Origin of the sequence: Novosphingobium kunmingense, from assembly GCF_002813245.1 — a bacterium.
GTDB classification, from domain to species: Bacteria; Pseudomonadota; Alphaproteobacteria; order Sphingomonadales; family Sphingomonadaceae; genus Novosphingobium; species Novosphingobium kunmingense.
On the sequence record NZ_PHUF01000010.1, the window covers coordinates 1 to 3,491 of the forward strand.

Sequence of the window (3,491 nt, forward strand, 5' to 3'; positions counted from 1 at the left end):
CGGAAATCGCGGCACGCGATCCGCAAGAGGCGAGGGCTCTACTGGGAGCACTATGCGATTGCGGCAATTTTCGTCGCGTCGTGGGTCGGCTTTGTCTGGGTCGTGTTCGGTAATTTGGTCACAGGGGATCTTGCAGTACTGCCGTAGACGGAATTAGCTGGATGGCCCTAGGTGCGTTCCAAGAAACCGAATTGCTGCCTAGAAGGCTCTGTCAGACCAACGAGGCACCTGCTAGCGGCACCTGATCCAGCGCCAAATCGGTTCGGCTGACGCTGTGTCACCGTCTTGGCAGCGTGGACGGCCATCCAACATAATATGTCGTTTCAAGGTGACTTGTCGTGTCGCTGTCAAACCGGACCCATTCTCAACCAATTCGGCCGCTCTTTGACGGCCTTACTTAAGAGACCTGCGCCTGCTATCTGTGATGAGTCGAAGGAGCGGGGGCGTTGGTTATGACCGATCCGACAGCGGGTATCTTGGGCCTCGCATCAGTCAGCAATCTTCGGATCGCGTTGGCGCAGTTTTGGCATAACTTCGCCTGGTGGTACTCGCTCCCGATCACCATCACCGACACGTCCGGAAACGATGCGATCTCAGGAACCGACGGCGCCGATCATATCAGCGGAAATTCTGGTGACGATGAGATTGCTGGCCTTGGCGGAGACGATTACCTCGAAGGTGGCAATGAGATCGACACACTCTACGGGGGCGCGGGCAACGACATGCTCGATCCCGGAAGGGACCAAGATACGGTCTATGGCGGGCCGGACGACGATTATTATCTGATTTACGGCGCCGAAGCTGCTGCGCAAGACACCCTGATCGAAGCTGCCAATGAAGGCTTCGACTGGATCCGATCCAGTCAGGATGGCTATGGATTGCCCTTCAATTTCGAGGGACTCTTCCTGCATATCGATGGAGGTGGCGGTTTAGCGTACGACGGATCCGGCAACGAGCTTGATAACGTCATCGTCGGACAAGGCCTCGCCAATCATATTTTTGGTCTTGGCGGCAACGATCTTCTCCTGGGTGAAGGCGGAAACGACTGGCTCGATGGTGGTAGCGGTAGCGACTGGCTTGAAGGAGGGCTGGGCAGCGATTGGTTCGTGGGCAGTACCGGAAACGATGTCATGCTCGGCGACGGCGGGTCCGACACATTTGATCTAAGGGCCGTCACGTTCGTTGCCGGACAGTCCGTCCTGATCGATGGTGCGGGATCGACCGGAGACCCAGCGTCTCCCGACGTCGACACGCTCGTCCTTACCGGAAGGGCGACTGACTGGACCTTCACGACAACGTTCGAGGACGGCGTGCAACCAACGCGCACGGTGCTCACTAACAACCTTACGGGAACGCTTCTTTACACCCAGCACCTCGAGGCACTCTCGTTCACTGCTCCCGTCAACAACCTCGTCAATCTCTACCAAGGCAACCTCGTGCTAGAGCTGATCCGGTTGGCCGGCGAATCCTATGGCGCACTGGAAACGCTCGACCATTTGGCTGAACCACTCGCCAGCACAGGTACCTTCGCTGCTTGGGCGGCCGCGGGAGTTGCAGCGGAAGCCACGCAATTGCGACACTGGCACGCTTTGTCGGCGCTGGAACTGGGTATCCCGGCCGCATACACCCATCCGCAAACCGGGCTGCAATATTCGCTTACCAACGGCCACTACCAGGCGATTTATCCGTCTCCAGTTGGGATTGTAGATACATCCGAAGCGAACGCACTGGTGCTCATCGGCGTTGTAAATGGCGTGACCACTCTGGCGCTCGCATTTCGCGGGACTGACCAATTCGCCGACTTTGCCGATTATCCCGATTTCACGCTCGACCATTACGCCAAGTTCAAGCCGTTGATCGACGCCATCGACGCCTATGTCGCCGACCCGGCCAACGGCATCCAGCAGGTGCTCGTGTCCGGTCACAGCCTAGGCGCCGGCATGGTCCAGGAGTTCATGTCCGACCACGCCGGATCGCTCTACCAGGCGGTGACGATCGGCTCGCCGGGCAGCGACAACAACGATGGCATCGAAGATGACCCGCGCATCGTCAACTTCGCCCACACGAGCGACGCGGTGGCGATGATTGCGCCGGCGCTGAGCCAGGCGGCGCCGATCCTGTCGGCGTGGCTGCTGCTCCAGGGCCAGGTCACGCTCGCTGCCATCATCGGCAAGATCCAGCCCAAGGATCGCGACGGCTCCGATGTCTATGTCAACAGCGACATCGCCACTTTCCCCGGGATCACCGAGCACGCCTGGACGAACTATCTCGCCAGCGTCACGACGATCCTGGAGCGCGCGGTTACAGGCCCGTTCTCGCTCCATCCCTTCGCCGCTGCGCTTCGCGCGGAACTGGTTTATTCAGGCGATGATGTCCAGATCGCGATCGGCCAGCCCGGATCATCGAAGATCACCTCGTGGACCGGCGATAACTTCGTTCTCGGCAGCAGCGCCGCCGACAGCATCGAGTGGTCCGGTGTCACACCACTCGGCGAATACCGGGTCATCGATGCGGGGCTGGGGTCCGATGAACTGATTCTGCCAGGCCTCAAGGCCTCCTGGGGCTGGGATAATCTCGGCGGTCATTACGCACTCAGCTTCCTCGGCCTGGACGTCGGCGAGTTGTGGAATGTCGAGAAGCTTGTCTTCACGTTCTTCTCGGATGAAGAGCTGCAACAGGCCAAGACCGCCTTTGCCGCCGCCGAGCCCGCCCCGGTGATCCCGGTCGTCTACCTCAATGGTCAGGCCGCGAGCGTTCAGCAGGCGGTTCCAGGCGCGAGCGTGCTCAATGTCGACCCGGATGTCGACTACGTCGAGACCGGCAACTCCACGCTGATGGTCAACGGATCAGCCGATAACGACATCATCATGCTCGGAGGCGGCAACCAGACCATCGATGGCGGGGCCGGCAACGATGTCGTCAACGCAGTCAATGCCGCGAGTGGTGGTGTCTTTGCGGTCACCGGCGGCGGCGGCGATGACCTGGTGATTGGCAGCGGCGGTGCCAGGATGAAGGCCGTGTTCTCCGGGAACGCCGCGGACTACGGCGCGGACGAACGTGGCGACGGCGGTATCATCCTGACCGACCTGCGACCCGGTTCGCCCGACGGCGAAGACACCCTGCTCCAGGTTGTGACCCTGCGTTTTGCAGATGGCGATATCACCGCAGCGCAATTCCTCGCCGAACGGGTGCCGGTGCTGCTCCAGGGAACCGACGATGACGACGCATTGATACCGGCGCGCGACGGGACCGTGATTGCGATAGGCCTTGCTGGCGATGACAGCCTCGAAGGCGGCGCGCGGGCCGACCTGCTCGACGGGGGCACCGGAGCCGATCATCTATATGGTCACGCCGGCGATGACATGTATCTGGTCAACCAGCTCGCCGACACCGTGTTCGAAGGTGACGGCGAGGGCACCGACACGGTGACCGCGAGCGGCAACTTCTACCTCTACGCCAATATCGAGAACCTGGTGCAGGCCGCCGGTGCG

General features: G+C 60.8%; 1 protein-coding gene. It reads left to right on the plus strand.

Annotated features, from left to right (window positions below; translation table 11 throughout):
* Window positions 1–452 precede the first annotated feature (452 nt).
* The coding region (locus B0I00_RS16940; RefSeq protein WP_408635260.1) for a calcium-binding protein at window positions 453–3,491 on the plus strand (3,039 nt) is incomplete at its 3' end.